This window comes from Actinomadura meridiana (assembly GCF_039537545.1).
Lineage (GTDB): Bacteria > Actinomycetota > Actinomycetes > Streptosporangiales > Streptosporangiaceae > Spirillospora > Spirillospora meridiana.
In genome coordinates, this window is sequence record NZ_BAABAS010000006.1 from 107,920 (window position 1) to 124,511 (window position 16,592).

At 70.8% G+C, this 16,592-nt stretch carries 17 protein-coding genes; all 17 read left to right on the forward strand.

Translation table 11 applies throughout. The features are described 5' to 3' along the window. Window positions 1-28 precede the first annotated feature (28 nt). Window positions 29-1,096, forward strand: a complete 1,068-nt coding sequence (thrC, locus tag ABD808_RS13725; RefSeq protein ID WP_344895579.1) for a threonine synthase — start codon at window positions 29-31, stop codon at window positions 1,094-1,096. Between the two features lies 1 nt (window position 1,097). After that, window positions 1,098-2,045 (forward strand): homoserine kinase, encoded by a 948-nt coding sequence (gene thrB / locus ABD808_RS13730; RefSeq protein WP_344895581.1) that lies wholly within the window; start codon window positions 1,098-1,100, stop codon window positions 2,043-2,045. A 443-nt stretch (window positions 2,046-2,488) separates the two neighbouring features. Then, window positions 2,489-4,603 carry a transcription termination factor Rho gene (gene rho / locus ABD808_RS13735; protein WP_344895584.1) on the forward strand — a complete coding sequence of 705 codons (2,115 nt, stop codon included), beginning with the start codon at window positions 2,489-2,491 and terminating at the stop codon, window positions 4,601-4,603. A 323-nt stretch (window positions 4,604-4,926) separates the two neighbouring features. Then, window positions 4,927-6,327 (forward strand): sensor histidine kinase, encoded by a 1,401-nt coding sequence (locus ABD808_RS13740; RefSeq protein ID WP_344895587.1) that lies wholly within the window; start codon window positions 4,927-4,929, stop codon window positions 6,325-6,327. 61 nt (window positions 6,328-6,388) lie between these two features. Continuing rightward, window positions 6,389-7,042 (forward strand): response regulator transcription factor, encoded by a 654-nt coding sequence (locus tag ABD808_RS13745; protein WP_344895590.1) that lies wholly within the window; start codon window positions 6,389-6,391, stop codon window positions 7,040-7,042. A gap of 261 nt (window positions 7,043-7,303) precedes the next feature. Beyond that, entirely contained in the window at window positions 7,304-7,522 is a 219-nt protein-coding gene (gene rpmE, locus ABD808_RS13750) for a 50S ribosomal protein L31 (RefSeq protein ID WP_344895592.1), read from the forward strand. Window positions 7,523-7,610: 88 nt separating this feature from the next. After that, the gene (gene prfA / locus ABD808_RS13755; RefSeq protein WP_344895594.1) at window positions 7,611-8,675 is read left to right on the forward strand and encodes a peptide chain release factor 1; all 1,065 of its coding nucleotides are present in this window, start codon (window positions 7,611-7,613) and stop codon (window positions 8,673-8,675) included. Between the two features lie 109 nt (window positions 8,676-8,784). Then, on the forward strand, window positions 8,785-9,645 hold the full coding sequence (prmC, locus tag ABD808_RS13760; protein WP_344895598.1) for a peptide chain release factor N(5)-glutamine methyltransferase: 861 nt from the start codon (window positions 8,785-8,787) through the stop codon (window positions 9,643-9,645). 116 nt (window positions 9,646-9,761) lie between these two features. After that, window positions 9,762-10,601: an L-threonylcarbamoyladenylate synthase gene (locus tag ABD808_RS13765; RefSeq protein WP_344895601.1), complete on the forward strand. Its 840-nt coding sequence runs from the start codon at window positions 9,762-9,764 to the stop codon at window positions 10,599-10,601. 72 nt (window positions 10,602-10,673) lie between these two features. After that, window positions 10,674-11,762: a DUF2207 domain-containing protein gene (locus tag ABD808_RS13770; protein WP_344895604.1), complete on the forward strand. Its 1,089-nt coding sequence runs from the start codon at window positions 10,674-10,676 to the stop codon at window positions 11,760-11,762. 66 nt (window positions 11,763-11,828) lie between these two features. Beyond that, window positions 11,829-12,977, forward strand: coding sequence for a glycosyltransferase family 4 protein (locus ABD808_RS13775; protein WP_344895607.1), 1,149 nt, complete (start codon window positions 11,829-11,831; stop codon window positions 12,975-12,977). A 263-nt stretch (window positions 12,978-13,240) separates the two neighbouring features. Further along, window positions 13,241-13,657 (forward strand): Cg1360 family ATP-synthase-associated protein, encoded by a 417-nt coding sequence (locus ABD808_RS13780; protein ID WP_344895610.1) that lies wholly within the window; start codon window positions 13,241-13,243, stop codon window positions 13,655-13,657. 84 nt (window positions 13,658-13,741) lie between these two features. Then, window positions 13,742-13,966 carry an AtpZ/AtpI family protein gene (locus tag ABD808_RS13785; RefSeq protein WP_344895613.1) on the forward strand — a complete coding sequence of 75 codons (225 nt, stop codon included), beginning with the start codon at window positions 13,742-13,744 and terminating at the stop codon, window positions 13,964-13,966. 73 nt (window positions 13,967-14,039) lie between these two features. Beyond that, the gene (gene atpB / locus ABD808_RS13790) at window positions 14,040-14,834 is read left to right on the forward strand and encodes a F0F1 ATP synthase subunit A (RefSeq protein ID WP_344895616.1); all 795 of its coding nucleotides are present in this window, start codon (window positions 14,040-14,042) and stop codon (window positions 14,832-14,834) included. Window positions 14,835-14,937: 103 nt separating this feature from the next. After that, the gene (atpE, locus tag ABD808_RS13795; protein WP_344895619.1) at window positions 14,938-15,183 is read left to right on the forward strand and encodes an ATP synthase F0 subunit C; all 246 of its coding nucleotides are present in this window, start codon (window positions 14,938-14,940) and stop codon (window positions 15,181-15,183) included. Window positions 15,184-15,215: 32 nt separating this feature from the next. After that, window positions 15,216-15,773 (forward strand): F0F1 ATP synthase subunit B, encoded by a 558-nt coding sequence (locus ABD808_RS13800; RefSeq protein WP_344895622.1) that lies wholly within the window; start codon window positions 15,216-15,218, stop codon window positions 15,771-15,773. After that, the gene (locus tag ABD808_RS13805) at window positions 15,770-16,591 is read left to right on the forward strand and encodes a F0F1 ATP synthase subunit delta (RefSeq protein ID WP_344895625.1); all 822 of its coding nucleotides are present in this window, start codon (window positions 15,770-15,772) and stop codon (window positions 16,589-16,591) included. Before ABD808_RS13800 ends, ABD808_RS13805 begins: the two co-directional genes overlap by 4 nt. Window position 16,592 lies beyond the last annotated feature (1 nt).

Below are 16,592 nucleotides of genomic sequence, written 5' to 3' on the forward strand. Positions count from 1 at the left end.
ACATCGCAGGTCATTCAGGGAGTCCGACGTGAACGCGACCGCCCGTGCGTGGCGTGGCCTTATCGAGGAGTACCGCGACCGGCTTCCGGTGACGGACGCGACTCCGGTCGTGACGCTGCTGGAGGGCGGTACACCGCTGCTGCCCGCGGGACGGCTGTCGCAGCTGACCGGCTGCGAGGTGTTCCTCAAGGTGGAGGGCGCCAACCCGACCGGGTCGTTCAAGGACCGCGGCATGACGATGGCGATCAGCAAGGCCGCCGAGGACGGCGCGAAGGCGGTCATCTGCGCCTCGACCGGAAACACCTCCGCGTCGGCCGCCGCGTACGCGGTGCGGGCCGGGATGACCTGCGCGGTCCTCGTCCCCGCCGGGAAGATCGCGATGGGGAAGCTGGCGCAGGCGCTGGTGCACGGCGCGCGTCTCCTCCAGGTGGACGGCAACTTCGACGACTGCCTCGAGCTGGCACGGAAACTGTCCGTCGACTATCCGGTGGCTCTGGTCAACTCGGTCAACAAATACCGGTTGCAGGGGCAGAAGACGGCCGCGTTCGAGATCGTGGACGCGCTCGGCGACGCCCCCGACGTGCACTGCCTGCCCGTCGGAAACGCGGGAAACATCTCCGCCTACTGGATGGGCTACAAGGAGTACGCGACCGACGAGGTGGCCTCGAAGACCCCAAGGATGCTGGGTTTCCAGGCGTCCGGGGCCGCGCCGTTCGTGAAGGGCGAGCCCGTCCTGACGCCGCAGACGATCGCGACCGCGATCAGGATCGGCAACCCCGCCTCCTGGGACCTGGCGATCGCCGCGCGGGACGAGTCGGGCGGCGCCATCGCGTCGGTCACCGACCGGCAGATCCTGGCCGCGTATCGGCTGCTGGCCAGGGAGGAGGGCGTGTTCGTCGAGCCCGCCTCGGCGGCGAGCGTCGCGGGCCTGGTGCAGGCGAGCGAGCAGGGCGTGGTCGCGCCCGGGTCCCGGGTCGTGTGCACGGTGACGGGCAACGGCCTCAAGGACCCCGACTGGGCGATCTCCGGGGCGCCCGCCCCGACCACCATCAAGGTCGACGCGCACTCCGCCGCGTCGGAGCTCGGTCTCACCTGACGTGGGCTGGACGGAGGGGCCGGTCGTCGTCCGCACACCGGCCACCAGCGCCAACCTCGGCCCCGGCTTCGACTCGCTCGGCCTCGCGCTGACGCTGTACGACGACGTCGAGGTCGAGGCGACCGGGAAGCCCGGCGTGTCCATCGAGGTGGACGGCGAGGGCACCGAGGTCGCCGACCGGGGCGAACAGCACCTCATCGTGAGGGTGGTCCGCCGCACCTACGACATCCTGGACGATCTGGCCGGAACCGGACCCGAGCGCAGGCCACCCGGCCTGCGGCTGCGGTGCCGCAACCGGATCCCGCACAGCCGCGGCCTCGGATCCTCGTCCGCCGCGATCGTCGCCGGGATCGTCGCGGCGCGCGAGCTGCACCCGGGCGGCGAACTGCTCGGGGACGACGCCGCGCTCCGCCTCGCCACCGAGATCGAGGGCCATCCCGACAATGTCGCGCCGTGCCTCGCGGGCGGCCTGACCGTTGCCTGGACGACCCCGGACGGCCCACGACTCGTCCGGCTTGAGACAAAGATTACGCAGGTCACCGCCTATGTCCCGGAGCAGCGGCTGGCGACCGAGCAGGCTCGCGGGCTGCTGCCGGAGACCGTCCCGCACGGGGACGCCGCCGCCAACGCCGGACGCGCCGCGCTGCTCGTCGCGGCGCTCACCGGTGGGCTCGACACCAGCGTCCTGCTCGACGCCACCGAGGATCGGCTGCACCAGGATTATCGCGCGCCCGCAATGCCCGAGTCGGCCGAACTCGTCGCGCGGCTTCGCGCGGCGGGCGTCCCGGCGGTGATTTCCGGGGCAGGTCCCACTGTCCTGGCCTTCACAAGCGCATCACGGGTTGATTCGATAGCACCCGGAGTGGGTAATGGCTGGCTCAAGCACCCGTTGGACGTCGCGACTCGCGGCGCGCGCGTCGTGACCGGAGAATCGACGCTCCGGTCCTGACGGCCGCGCGTGGGTGCCCCGCCGCGGCCGGTGCGGGATCCGGCACGTTCCCGCTAGGTAAAATGCGAAGACATCGACCTCTGGGGAATAGCAGTGCGCCCTGGTGATGTTAGGCTGAATGCCGCACCAGATGCCCCGTTCGGGGCAGCGTGCTCGTCAGCCGCGCGTCATCTGATCGGCCTTCCGGCCGTGTCGGTCCCGCGTACTAGGCTTCCCGACACCGTGACAATCCGTTGTCCGGCATTCCAACGAACCTTCGGACGTGACGGTTTCGGGGACGCCTGCGAGCGAACCGTTCCGTCCACCATCTGGCTGCGCCCAGAACACGCAGATCCCGGCCCCACCGTGATCAGCGGAGCCCGTCCCGGCGCCCCCGCCGGGCCGCACTACCGGGTCGGCTGGCCGAGCACCGGCCAACGCCCGCTCCCTGGGAAGGACCCTTAGTGAGCGAATCCAGCGAACTCCTTACGGACGCATCGAGCACGGGACCCGTCGACGCCGCTCAGGCCGCCGACGCCGAGCCCGCCACCCCCCGGCGCCGCCGGTCCGGCACCGGCCTGTCGGCCATGGTGCTGCCCGAGCTCAAGGCGCTCGCGTCCAGCCTCGGCATCACCGGCGTGACCGGGATGCGCAAGAGCCAGCTCATCGCCGCCATCCAGGAGAAGCAGGGCGGTCAGGGGCAGGGCTCGGCGGGGGGCGAGCAGGGAGCCGCTGCCACGGCCCAACAGCAGCAGGAGCAGCCGCGCACCGAGCGCCCTCGGCGCGCCCGCGCGGCCGTCAAGCGCGACGTGCCCGAGGAGCAGGGGACCCTCGCCGAGGTCGTGTCCGCGGGCGAGCAGGCCCCCGCGAACGCGCAGGCCGCTGCGCAGCCGCAGTCGGACGCGCAGCAGGCCCCGATCGCGGACAAGGTGGCCGACAAGGAGAAGGCGGCCGACAGGGGGGACACGGCCGAGAAGCCGGAGCGCGCCGAGCGGGCCGAGCGCCAGGGCGGGCGGCAGCGCGGGGAGCGCCGCGACCGCGACCAGAACCGCGACCGTGACCAGAACGCCGAGGACGACTCCCAGGGCGGCGGACGGGACGGGCGCGAGAACCGCGACGGCGGACGCGACGGGCGCGAGGGCCGCGACGGCCGCGAGGGCGGTGGACGCCAGCGCCAGCGCGGCGGCCGTGACCGCGGCGAGCGGGGCGAGCGCGGCGAAGGCCGCGACCGTGGCGAGCGCGGAGACCGTGGCGACCGGAGCGACCGTGGTGACCGCGGCGACCAGGGGGGCGGCGGCGGACGCCAGCGTGGCCAGAACCAGGGCGGCGGCGGCCAGCACGACGACGACGAGGGCGGCCGGAGCCGCCGCGGGCGCCGTTTCCGTGAGCGCAACCGCGGCCGTGGCAGCCGCGACCGCTACGAGGAGCCGGTGCTCACCGACGACGACGTCCTGATCCCGGTCGCGGGCATCCTCGACATCCTCGACAACTACGCCTTCGTCCGCACGACGGGCTACCTGGCGGGCGCGAACGACGTGTACGTGTCGCTGGCGCAGGTCCGCAAGAACGGGCTGCGCAAGGGCGACGTCATCACCGGCGCGGTCCGCCAGCCCCGCGAGGGCGAGCGGCGCGAGAAGTTCAACGCGCTGGTCCGGCTCGACACCGTCAACGGGATGGAGCCCGACCAGGCCAAGGGCCGCGTCGAGTTCAGCAAGCTGACGCCGCTGTACCCGCAGGAGCGGCTGCGCCTGGAGACCGACCCCGGCATCCTGACCACGCGGATCATCGACCTGGTGTCGCCGATCGGCAAGGGCCAGCGCGGCCTGATCGTGTCGCCGCCGAAGGCCGGTAAGACGATGGTGCTCCAGGCGATCGCCAACGCGATCACCAAGAACAACCCGGAGTGCCACCTGATGGTCGTCCTGGTGGACGAGCGTCCGGAAGAGGTCACCGACATGCAGCGGACGGTGAAGGGCGAGGTGATCCACTCGACCTTCGACCGTCCCGCCGAGGACCACACCACCGTCGCGGAACTGGCGATCGAACGTGCCAAGCGGCTGGTGGAGCTGGGCCACGACGTCGTCGTGCTGCTCGACTCGATCACCCGGCTCGGCCGCGCCTACAACCTGGCGGCGCCCGCGTCCGGACGCATCCTGTCCGGTGGTGTCGACTCGACGGCGCTGTACCCGCCGAAGCGGTTCTTCGGCGCGGCCCGCAACATCGAGAACGGCGGTTCGCTGACGATCCTCGCGACGGCGCTGGTCGAGACCGGGTCCCGCATGGACGAGGTCATCTTCGAGGAGTTCAAGGGCACCGGCAACATGGAGCTGAAGCTCAACCGGGGTCTGGCCGACAAGCGGATCTTCCCGGCGGTGGACGTGGACGCGTCCAGCACCCGCAAGGAGGAGATCCTCATGGCGCCGGAGGAACTGCGCGTCGTCTGGCAGCTCCGCCGCGTCCTGCACGCGCTCGACATGCAGCAGGCGCTGGAGCTCCTCATCGAGAAGATGAAGGACACCAAGTCGAACGCCGAGTTCCTGCTCCAAGTGCAGAAGACCACGGTCTCCGACGACCGCTGAGGGCCGTCCGGCGCGCCTCGCCGGGCGAGGCGGCCGAACATGAGCGAGTCACGCCCTCGTCCGGAACGGTTCGGGTTCGTGTGGAGGGACGCCCTCCGCACTCCCCGGGAACGTTCCGGACGGGGGCGTTCGGTGTCCCCCAACGGGCACACAGTCCCCCTAGCGGACAGACAGTCCTCCAGCGGGCACACAGCCCTCCAACGGGCACATGGGGGGCATGGTGGGGTTAGCCCCACCCCCGATAAGGCGGCGGACGTCATGGTCGTCCCACCTGGGCCAGGGCAGCCTTGGACCGTAGGTTGGAACGGGCATGGAGGGACGACGTGGGTGAGCTGAACAGGGACCCGATGGGCGGCGGCGCGACGACCGCCGTCACGCGGTGGACGTCGGCGCGGTGGGCCACGGTGCTCCAGGCCGGGGGAGACGCGGCGGCGAACGTCGCGAACGGCCCGTGGACGCCGCTGGCCCTGGCGAAGTCGTCGCTGACCTGGCGTTCGGCGATCTACCTCGCCGTCAGCATGGCGTTCGGGCTCGGCTGGTTCATCACGCTGGTGGTCGGCCTCGCGCTGTCCTTCAGCCTGCTGATCATCTGGGTGGGCCTGCCGATGCTGGTCCTGATGATGCTGCTGTGGCGGTTCGGCGCGATGCTGGAGCGGCGGCTGGTCAGGGCGGCGTTCGGCGTGAAGATCGCGAGCCCGTACCGGAAGCGGCCCGAGAGCCGCAATCCGCTGGTCAAGCTGAAGGGCATGGCGGCCGACCCCGCCACCTGGAAGGACCTCGCCTACCTGGCCGTGCTGTTCCCCGTCACGCTGGTGGAGTTCGTCGCGTCGGTGGTCCTGTGGTCGGCCACCGGGATGCTGCTGTTCATGCCGGTGATCGTGGCGGTGGACGGCTCCGGCGCCGAGGTCGGCCTGGGCGCCGTGTCGTACTGGGCGGGCAACCCGCTCGAGGCGCTGCCGATCTCCCTCATCGGGCTGGTCGTCCTCGTCGTGGCGATGTACGTGACGCGGGTGATGGCGATCGTGCATTCGACGTGGGCGGGGCTGATGCTCGGCCCGAGCCCGTCGCAGCTGGAGAACATGGAACTGCGCAAGCGGACCGAGCACCTCCAGGCCAGCCGCGCCCGGGGCGTGGACGCCGCCGAGTTCGAGCGGCGCCGCATCGAGCGCGACCTGCACGACGGCGCCCAGCAGCGGCTGCTTGCCGTGGCGATGGACATCGGCCGGGCCCGCGCGAAGCTCGACGACGACCCAGAGGGCGCGCGGGCGCTGATCGAGCAGGCCCACTCGGGCACCAAGGAGGCGATCTCCGAGCTGCGCGACCTGGCCCGCGGCATCTACCCGGCGATCCTCACCGACCGCGGCCTGGACCCGGCGCTGTCGGGGCTCGCGGGCCGCGCGCCCGTCCCGGTGGAGGTCGAGGTCGACCTGCCGGAGCGTCCGCCCGCGGCGGTCGAGAGCATCGCCTACTTCATCGTCGCCGAGTCGCTGGCGAACATCGCGAAGTACGCCCGGGCTACGCGGGCGTCCGTCCGGGTCGCCCGCGACGACCGGTGGGTGGTCGTCGAGGTGATCGACAACGGGGTCGGCGGCGCGGTCGCGCGGCCGCGGGGCGGGCTGGCGGGCCTGGCCGACCGGGCCGCCACGATCGACGGAATGCTGATCGTGGACAGCCCGCCCGGCGGCCCGACGATCATCCGCGCCGACCTTCCGTGCAACTGGTGAGCTGACGGGGGCGGGGCCCGTTCGGGTCCCGCCCCTTTGTCGTAGCCCCGATAATGGGCGGATGCGGGTAGTGATCGCCGAGGATTCGGTGCTGTTGCGGGAAGGGCTCATCCGGTTGCTCGCCGACGCCGGGATCGAGACGGCGGCCACGGTCGGGGACGGCCCCGGTCTGCTCGGGATCGTCGACGAGCACGATCCCGACCTCGCCATCGTGGACGTGCGGATGCCGCCGTCGTTCACCGACGAGGGGCTGCGGGCCGCGCTGGCCGTCCGGGAGCGCAGGCCGGGCACGCCGATCCTCGTCCTGTCGCAGTACGTGGAGGAGCGGTACGCGACCGACCTGATCGGCGGCGGCGCCGAGGGCGTCGGCTACCTGCTGAAGGAGCGGGTGTCGGACATCGCCGAGTTCATCGACGCGGTCCGCCGGATCGCCTCGGGCGGGACGGTGATCGACCCGGAGGTGATCGGCCAGCTGCTGGGTCGGCGCCGCAGCGGCGACCCGCTGGAGGCGCTGACGCCGCGCGAGGGGGAGGTGCTGGCGCTGATGGCGCAGGGCCGCTCGAACGGCGCGATCGCCGCCGACTTGGTCGTCACCGAGGGCGCCGTGGAGAAGCACATCTCGAACATCTTCATGAAGCTGCGCCTCCAGCCCGCGCAGGGCGGGCACCGGCGGGTCATGGCCGTCCTGGCCTACCTGGGCCGCACCGACGCCTGAACGGCCGGACGCCCCCCGGACGCGCCTCCGCCGTGCCCGCGCCGTGCCCCCGGAACGGGCCCCGGACGCCCATGACGCACCAGGACATCCAAGATCGGGAATGCCCGGTGACGTCCGCACGTTCTCGCATCTGGCACACTTGGAGCGCCAACCGCTGCGGTTCCGGTTCACGTCTCTTTCATCTTTCCGTGGCCCCGTCATGCGGAACGCCATGTTTGTGGGATGCGAGAGCGCCCGGTGCCGCCAGAAGCGAGGAGAACCATGAAGCCTGACATTCACCCGAACTACGTCGTCACGACCGTGACGTGTACGTGCGGAAACACCTTCGAGACCCGCAGCACCGCCGAGAACGGCGTGATCCACGCGGACGTCTGCTCGAACTGCCACCCGTTCTACACGGGCAAGCAGAAGATCCTCGACACCGGCGGCCGGGTCGCGCGCTTCGAGCAGCGCTTCGGCAAGAAGAGGGCCGGCAAGTAGGACGAGCGCCGCACCCACACAGCGACCAAGTGACGGCCCGGGGACTCACCGAGGGTCCCCGGGCCTTGCGAACGGGCCAGGACACATCGTGAATCTCGACGAACTGATCAGCGAATACGCGGGCATCGAGGAACGGCTCGCCGATCCGTCCGTCCATGCGGACCAGGGCCTGGCGCGCAAGCTCGGGAAGCGCTACGCGGAGCTGCGGCCGATCGTCGAGACGCACCGGGAGCTGGCCTCGACGGAGGACGACCTCGCCACGGCCAAGGAGCTGGCCGGGGAGGACGAGGCGTTCGCCACCGAGGCCGTCGACCTGGAGCGGCACCGCGAGGAGCTGACCGAGCGGCTGCGGCGGCTGCTGGTCCCGCGCGACCCGAACGACGCGAAGGACGTCATCCTCCAGGTGAAGGCCGGGGAGGGCGGCGAGGAGTCGGCGCTGTTCGCCGGTGACCTGCTCCGCATGTACCTGCGCTACGCCGAGCGCGTCGGCTGGAAGACCGAGGTTCTCGACGGGCACCCGTCCGACCTCGGCGGCTACAAGGACGTCACCGTCGCGGTGAAGGCCAAGGGCGCCAAGGACGAGGGCGTCTGGACGCGTCTGAAGTACGAGGGCGGCGTCCACCGCGTCCAGCGCGTCCCCGCCACCGAGTCGCAGGGACGCATCCACACCAGCGCGGTCGGTGTGCTGGTGACCCCGGAGGCCGAGGACGTCGACGTCCAGATCGACGCCAACGATCTGCGCGTGGACGTGTACCGCTCGTCCGGTCCGGGCGGGCAGAGCGTCAACACCACCGACTCGGCGGTCCGCATCACACACCTGCCGACGGGCGTCGTCGTCTCCTGCCAGAACGAGAAGAGCCAGCTCCAGAACAAGGAGCAGGCGATGCGCATCCTGCGGTCACGCCTCCTGGCGATGGCGCAGGAAGAGGCCGACGCGGCGGCGGCGGCCGAACGCAAGAGCCAGGTCCGCACCGTGGACCGTTCTGAGCGGGTGCGCACCTACAACTATCCGGAGAACCGGATCTCCGACCACCGGGTCGGCTACAAGGCCTACAACCTCGACCAGGTCCTGGACGGCGACCTCCACAACGTCACGCAGGCGCTCGTGGACGCCGACATGGAGCGCCGACTGGCCGAAGCCCAACGCGCATGAGCGCAGCGAATCGGGGGGCGTGGGGGGTCGTCCCCCCTCGGATAGGCACGCGCATGAGCGCAGCGAACCTGGGGGTGTGGGGGGTTGTCTCCCCTCGGAGGGCAGGATCATGAACCTGCTGCTCGACGAGATCGCCAGGGCCACGGCGCGGCTCGCGGACGCGGGGGCCGCCTCGCCCCGCGCGGACGCCGAGGAGCTGGCGGCGGCCGTGCACCGGGTGAAGCGCTCGGAGCTGCACGGCGTCCCGGACGGCTCGTTCGACGCCCGGTTCTGGGAGTTCGTCGCGCGGCGCGAGGCGGGCGAGCCGTTGCAGCACATCACGGGCCGCGCGTTCTTCCGGTACCTGGAGTTGAAGGTCGGGCCCGGCGTGTTCGTGCCGCGTCCGGAGACCGAGGTGATGGTCGGCTGGGTGCTGGACACGCTGCGTGACATGGACGTCCGCGACCCTCTCGTCGTCGATCTCGGGACGGGGTCGGCGGCGATCGCGCTGTCGATCGCGCTGGAGGCGCCGCGTGCCCGCGTCCACGCCGTGGAACGCGACCCTACGGCGTTCGTCCACGCGACCCGCAACGTCGAGGAGCTGGACGAGCGGGGCCGCGTCCGCCTGCACCTGGACGACTTCGCCACCGCGCTGCCCGAGCTGAACGGCACCGTCGACCTGGTCGTCTCCAACCCCCCGTACATCCCGATGAGCGAGTGGGAGTACGTGCCGCGCGACGTCCGCGACCACGATCCGGCCGACGCGCTGTGGGGCGGCGGCGACGACGGCTTGGACGCGATCCGTGTGGTGGAGCAGACGGCCCGGCGCCTGCTGCGTCCCGGCGGCCACATGGCGGTCGAGCACAGTGACCTGCAAGGCAACGCGGTGTACTGGGTCTTCGCGGAGGAGAACGGCTGGCGCGACGTCCGCAACCGCCGCGACCTCACCAACCGGGACCGCTTCGTCACCGCGCGGACCACGTCCGACTGACCGCGAGGACCGCCTCGGAGTGACCGCGCGTACCGCCTCGAACTAGTGGTCTGGACCGCCGCTATCCTTGGCGGTGCCATACCGGACGAGTGTTGCGCAGAGGAAGACGGGCGACCGTGAGCCGACGTTATGACTGCTCCGATCCGAAGGAGCGCACCCGCGGGGTCGCCGAGGCCATGTCGGCCGTGCGACGCGGTGAACTGGTCGTCCTGCCGACCGACACGGTGTACGGCGTCGGCGTGGACGCCTTCACGCCCGCCGCCGTCGAGAAGCTGCTGGACGCCAAGGGACGCGGCCGCGAGATGCCGCCGCCGGTCCTGGTCGGGTCGGTGCGGGCGGCGTCCGCGCTGGCCGACGACCTGGGCGTCTACGGGCAGGACCTCATCGACGAGTTCTGGCCGGGCGCGCTGACCCTGGTGGTCCGCGCCAACCCGAGCCTCATGTGGGATCTCGGTGAGACGAAGGGCACCGTGGCACTGCGCATGCCGATGCACGACCTGGCGGTGGAGCTGCTCAAGGAGACCGGCCCGATGGCCGTCAGCAGCGCGAACCTGAGTGGTCGTCCGGCGGCGCGCGACGCGGAGGAGGCCGAGAAGATGCTCGGCGAGTCCGTCGCCGTCTATCTGGACGGCGGCGTGTCCGGGCACAACGACCCGTCGACGATCGTCGACCTCACCGGTTCGGTGCCGCGCCTGCTGCGCGCGGGCGCCATTCCCGAGGACAAGATCCGCTCGGTGGTCGGCGTCCTGCTGACCGACGAGGACGACGCCGACGCCCCCGACCTGGACGCCGCCGACACCCCCGTCGCGGACGCTTCGGACGCGAAGATCGGGGAGCCCGCAGCCGCCCCGTCCGCCGCCGAGATCGCCAAGCCCTCCCTCACCAAGGAGGCCCCGGTCGCGACGCCCGACGAGCCTGCTGAGCCCTCCACGAACACCTCTGAGCAAGACTCCTGACCCGGTTCGGGTAGGCGGACCTGGCGAACCGTCCACCCGTTACGCGGTCCCTTTCGCGGTAACGGTGGAAGCATGTCCGAGGTGCGTGGTCGTGTCCGGGGGCCGGCGATCGTCGCGGGTGTGCTGTTGCTGCTGCCCGCGCTCGTCCTGGTGCTGCCCGTCCACGCCGTGGGAGAGCCGGGTGAGCGCATCCCGACCTACGACGTCGTGCTCACCATCGGCGCGGACGGCCTGCTGCACGTCCGGGAGACGATCACCTACGACTTCGACCGGAGCGGCGAGCACGGGATCGCGCGGAACGTGCGGTTCCGGCGTGGCGACCGGCTGTTCGACGTGCGGGACGTGCGGAGCAGTTCGTCCACCGGCGCTCCGTCCCGGGCGAGGACGACGAGGTTCCTGAACGACGTGCGGATCACCGTCGGCGACCGTGGCCGCGAGGTGCGCGGCAGGCAGGCGTACGTGATCGAGTACGCGGTGGCCTGGGCGTTCACGCCCCGCGCCGACCACGACGAGCTGGTGTGGGACGCGATCGACCGGAGCTGGAACATCCCGATCGGGCACGCGGCCGTCCGGGTGGAGGCGCCGGTGCCGCTGCGGTACGCGACCTGCCGGGCGGGCGTTCCCGGCGCGACGACCCGGTGCCTGCGCGACCGCGACGGCCCCTACGCCGTGGACTTCATCCAGAACGCGCTCGCCCCGCACGAGGGCATGAAGGTCAAGGTCAGGCTGCCCAAGCGGGCGGTCGCCGTGCCGCCGCCGAGGTACGCCTCGCCGCGCTGGAACGGCGACTGGACGGGCACCGCCCTGCTCGTACTCGCCCTCGCGGCCGTGATCCTGTTCGCGCGCCGCCCGTCCCCGTCCCCGTCCCGGGCCCCGACCGCGACCCCGACCCCGTCACGGCGCGTCGGCGCGGTGCTGATCGCGGCCGGATTCCTGCTGATCGTCGCCGATGTCGGGGACGATGTCGTGGCGCACGGGGCGTGGGCGTTCTCGCTCGGGAACCGCTGCCTGGCCGGGCTCGCGCTCGTGATCGTCGGCGCCGGGATCGGCTACGGAAGCGGCACCGGTTGGGCGGATCGGCCGCGCCGAGTCGGCGGGCGGACTACAGTTGATCGGTCGCGCTGTGAACAGATCGACGCGGCGAGCCGTCTACCAAGGTGACGGCCCGCGCGGACGGGGTACGGGGCGTAGGCGGGCGGCACGGATCGGCGAGGGGAGGCGGGGGAGGTGCGGGAGTACCTGCTCAGCATCCTCGTGGCCGCCCTCGTCGCCTATCTGCTGACCCCCGTGGTGCGCTCGTTCGCCGTCTGGATCGGCGCGCAGGCCGTCCCCCGCGAACGCGACGTGCACGTCATCCCGACGCCCCGGCTCGGTGGTCTCGCGATGTTCGGCGGGATGGTCGCCGCCCTGGTCGTCGCGACGGGGTTGCCGGAGATGCGCAAGGTCCTCGCGGACGGCGACATCAACGTGACCAGGGCACTTCTGCTGTCGGGCGGGCTACTCGTGCTGATCGGCATCGCCGACGACAAGTGGGAGGTCGACGCCCTCACGAAGTTCGCCGGTCAGGTCGCCGCGGCCGGGATCTTCATCATGCAGGGCATCCAGATCTACGCGATCCCGCTGCCGACGGGCGAGTCGCTGACGCTGCCGCCCGCCTACGGGGTGCCGCTGACCGTCCTGATCGTCGTCGCGACGATCAACGCGGTGAACTTCATCGACGGTCTGGACGGTCTCGCCGCGGGCGTCGTCGGGATCGCCGCGCTGGCGCTGTTCACCTACGCCTACCTGCTGTCCCGGTCGTACGGGCTGACCACGCTGACCGCCGCGACGCTGATCGCCGCGATCCTGTTCGGGATGTGCCTGGGCTTCCTGCCGCACAACTTCAGCCCCGCCAAGATCTTCATGGGGGACACCGGCTCGATGCTGATCGGGCTGCTGCTCAGCGCGTCCACGATCATGCTGACGGGCCAGTTCGACCCGGCCATCCTCGCGAACGGGCTGTTCCCGTTCTTCGTCCCGATCCTGCTGGTCCCGGCGGTGGCCGCGATCCCGTTCATCGACATGCTGCTCGCCGTGTGGCGCCGCACCAACCAGGGCCGGTCGCCGTTCGCGCCCGACAAGCAGCACCTGCACCACCGCCTGCTGCAACTGGGCCACTCCACCCGGCGGGCCGTCCTGATCATGTACTGCTGGGTCGGGCTGCTGGCCTCGGGCCTGGTCGGGCTGGCCAAGTTCGACGCCGCCTGGATCACCGTCGGCATCACCCTGCTGGTCGCGGTCGTCGGCGTGCTGCTCATGCTGAAGCCCCGCCGCCGCGACCCGGCGATCCCGCCGGGGGACGACCGCGTCCCGAAGCGCCCGACGATGCACGTCTGACCTTCGCTTTTCGCCCGCCGACGCGCCGCCGGACGGCATCCGGGTCCGGCCGTGACCCTGCCCATGACCGTGCCCGCGACCCCGCCCGTGACCCTGCCCGTCGGCGGGCTGGGCTAGAGTCCAGGCAGCGAGCCCGGCTCGCGATTCGTGGACGGTCCATCTCCGCGTCGCGTTACCTCTAGGGTAATTGTGGACAATCCGGACGCTTGTGATACCTTTCACGAACAACAGACGACCACTGACCGTGACCAGCCGGAGCCCTCATGCAAACCTCCGACGCCCGGATGCTCCGCGGCGCCGCGATCCCGGCCACCGCCGCCGGGGTGGGCGCCGTCCTGATCGGCCTACTGGCGGCGGGCACCAAGGGTGCCCTCGCGGCGGCACTGGCCTCCGTCGTGGTGATCGCCTTCTTCTCGATCAGCGCGATGGTGGTGTCCTGGGCCGCCAAGTACTCCGCGCAGACCATGATGCTCGCCGCGCTGGTGAGCTACCTGGTGAAGATCCTCGCCGTGATGGCGCTGGTCGGCGCCATGGACGAGGTCACGATCTGGAACACCAAGGTCTTCGGCTGGACGGTCATCGGGCTCGCCCTGCTGTGGATCGCCGCTGAGGCCAGGCTCGTGATGCAGCACAAGCTGTACATCGACGAGCCCGAGAACAGCCTGGACCGGAGTCCGTGATGATGCCGCCGCGGACGGGGCTGGCCCTCCTGGACTACTCCAATATGACCACCGCCGTCATGGCCTGCTATCGTCCGGAGCGCGATGAGCGAGCAGAAACCACGGCCGGACGACGGTCAGCGGGAATTCGCCGACGCCGCCTGGTCCGTGCCCAGCTACCTCCTCTCCGGGATCCTGATCTGGGGCGGCCTCGGTTGGCTGCTGGCCAAGTGGACGGACCAGGCCTGGCTGATTCCGATCGGCGTGGTCATCGGTGCCGGGCTCGCCATCTACCTGGTCTACGTGAAGTACGGTCGCGTCTCCTCCTGAGCGGCCCCGCCGCCGAGGAAGCCACCGAGGAAAGCTTCGTGAAACATCACCACATTGATGAAGGGAACGCCGCGTGAACGCGCTGACGGTCCTCGCCTCCGAGGGGGACAAGTTCGAGGCCCCCGGGACGGAGTTGTTCGACTTCCCGCCCCTCTTCGCCGGCGGCCCCGCCTGGCTCACCAAGCCCGCCTTCTTCGCGCTCTTCGGCGCGGTCGTCGTGTGCGTCGTGTTCTGGATGGCGTTCGCCAACCCGAAGCTGGTGCCGCGCGGCATGCAGAACATCGGCGAGGTCGGCTACATGTTCGTGCGCGACGAGATCGCGCGCCCGTTCCTCGGCCGCAACACCGAGCGGTGGATGCCGCTGCTCATGTCGCTGTTCTTCATGATCTGGATCTGGAACATCTTCTCGGTCGTCCCGATCATCCAGTTCCCGATCGCGTCGCACATCGCGTTCCCGGCCGTCCTCGCGGGGCTGGTCTACTGCATCAAGGTCTACCTGGGCATCAAGCACCAGGGCCCGGTGAAGTACTTCACGAACATGATCCCCAAGGGCCTGCCGCTGCCCGTCTACTTCCTGCTGGTGCCGATCGAGTACCTCTCGACCTTCATCATCGCCCCCTTCACCCACGCGGTCCGGCTCTTCGCCAACATGTTCGCCGGGCACATGATCCTGGCGTTCTTCAGCCTCGTCGGCTTCTGGTTCCTGTTCGAGAAGCCCACGGTGGCCGGGTTCGGCGTCGGCATCCTCGGCGTGGTCGTCACCATCCTGCTGACGATGTTCGAGCTGCTGATCCAGTTCTTGCAGGCGTTCCTGTTCGCGATGCTCGCCGCCATGTACATCCAGAGCGGTCTGCACGCGGACCACTGATTCCCAGGGTCGTGCGGCGTTCCAAGCGCCGGACCGCCCGTTCGACAACCTCGTAAGCCAGACCGGTGGGAGACTCCGCCGGCCGACAGAAAAGGAAGAACCCATGACGGGAGCCATCCTCGCCGCCTCCGATGGACTCACGGGCAACGTCACCGCGATCGGCTACGGCCTCGCGGCCATCGGCCCCGGCATCGGCATCGGCATCATCTTCGGTCAGGGCGTGAACGCCATCGCCCGCCAGCCGGAGCTCACCGGCGTGATCCGCACCAACATGATGCTGGGCTTCGTCCTCACCGAGGCCCTCGCCCTGATCGGTCTGGTCGCGCCGTTCATCTTCCAGAGCATCTGACCCCGGGTCCCACCTGAGGAAGGACTGCGGACATGATCAAAACAGCGTCCGTCCTTGCGGCGGAAGAAAACAATCCGCTCATCCCGCACAACTTCGAACTGGTCGTCGGCATCTTCTCGTTCGTCGTCGTCCTGGTGGTCCTCGGCAAGATCCTGACCCCGCGAATCCAGAAGACCCTGGAGGAGCGCACCGAGGCGATCGAAGGGGGCCTGGCCCGCGCCGAGCAGGCGCAGGAAGAGGCCCGGCAGGTCCTTGAGCAGTACAAGGCCCAGCAGAAGGCGGCCGCGGTCGAGGCGTCCAACGAGCGGCGCAAGGCCGAGGAGCAGGGCGCGCAGATCATCGCCCAGGCCAAGGAGCAGGCCCAGGTCGAGGCGCGCCGGATCGTCGACAACGCCAAGGCGCAGATCGAGGCGGAGCGGCAGCAGGCGTTGCAGTCGCTGCGCGCCGAGATCGGCACCCTGTCGGTGGAGCTGGCCGGACGGGTCGTCGGCGAGTCCCTTGAGGACAGCGCGCGGCAGAGCCGCATCGTCGACCGGTTCCTCGAGGAGCTGGAGGAGCGGGCCCGCACACAGGAGCAGGTCACCTCATGACCATCACGGGAGCGGTGAGCAGGGCGTCGCTGGCCGAGGCCAAGGAGAAGCTGGAGGCGGTTCTACCGTCCGCCGACCTGGCCGAACTCGGCGGCGACCTGTTCGCGGTGCTGCACCTGATCGACCGGGAGCACGGTCTGCGGCGGGCGGTCTCCGACCCGGCGCGCGACGGTGCCGACAAGGCCCAGCTCGTCCAGATCCTGCTGGAGGGCAAGGTGTCGCCGGCCGCTCTCGGGCTGGTCGCCGACGTCGTCCGGCTGCGCTGGTCGAAGCCGTCGGAGCTGGCGGACGCGGTGGAGACCCTCGCGGTCACCGCCGAGGCCGCCCGCGCGGAGGCGGCGGACGCGATCGACGACCTGGAGGACGAGCTGTTCCGGTTCTCCCGGGTCGTCGAGGGCGAGCCCGCGCTGCGCGGGGCCCTCGCCAATCCCGGCCTGCCGGACGAGCGCAAGCTCGGCCTGGTCGGGGCGTTGCTGGACGGCAAGGTCACCCCGGCGACGCTGACGCTGGTCACCGAACTGGTGGCGCGCCCCCGAGGACGTAGCCTGGAAGGCGGGCTGGCCGAGTACGGCAAGCTCGTCGCCCAGCGCAGGCAGCGGCTGGTCGCGCTCGTGCGCGCCCCGGTCGAACTGCCGGAGGCGCAGCGGACGCGGCTCGCCGCGGCGCTCGCCACCGCCTACGGGCACGACGTACACCTGAACATCGAGATCGACCCCACGGTGATCGGCGGACTGTCGATCCAGATCGGGGACGAGATCATCGACGGCACGATCGTCGGACGGCTGGACGACGTCCGTCGGCGGCTCGGCACCGGCTGAC